This window comes from Marinobacter sp. UBA3604 (assembly GCF_002375325.1).
Classification (GTDB): Bacteria; Pseudomonadota; Gammaproteobacteria; order Pseudomonadales; family Oleiphilaceae; genus Marinobacter; species Marinobacter salarius.
The window spans coordinates 2,426-2,923 of record NZ_DFMB01000012.1 but is presented as its reverse complement, the minus strand read 5'-3'; the positions used below and the strand labels follow the sequence as shown (position 1 = coordinate 2,923).

General features: G+C 59.5%; 2 pseudogenes. Both read right to left on the bottom strand.

Annotated features, from left to right (window positions below):
* Positions 1-263 (bottom strand): annotated as a pseudogene (gene ccsA / locus B2590_RS02975) (cytochrome c biogenesis protein CcsA); the annotation flags it as partial.
* Positions 259-498 (bottom strand): annotated as a pseudogene (ccsA, locus tag B2590_RS19235) (cytochrome c biogenesis protein CcsA); the annotation flags it as partial. The pseudogenes ccsA (B2590_RS19235) and ccsA (B2590_RS02975), both read right to left, overlap by 5 nt.

Sequence of the window (498 nt, the reverse complement as noted above, 5' to 3'; positions counted from 1 at the left end):
ACCCAGCGCGTCCAGGCCGCATCCAGACGCCCCTCAATCAGCGCAGCGATGGCAAAAGCAAAGACCACAGAAAAACCCACATACCCCATGTAAAGCATCGGCGGGTGGATGATCAGGCCAACATCCTGCAACAATGGATTCAGATCGGCACCGTCGGTTGGTATGCCGGGAAGCAGGCGATCGAAGGGGTTGGACGTAACGACGATAAAAAGCAGAAATCCTGCGCTGACGACACCCAGAACCCCCAGAACCCGTGCCAGCATATCNNGCCGTCCAGCTCTTGAACGTGCCGCGTTTTTCCGTGACCGCCAGTGAATGTATCAGCGCTGTCCCGCTCAGCCAGGGCAGGAGCGATGCATTTTCCACCGGATCCCAGAACCACCAGCCTCCCCAACCCAGTTCATAGTAGGCCCACCAGCTACCCAGAGCGATGCCGAGGGTCAGAAAGGCCCAGGCAATGTTGGTCCACGGCCGAACCCAGCGCGTCCAGGCCGCATC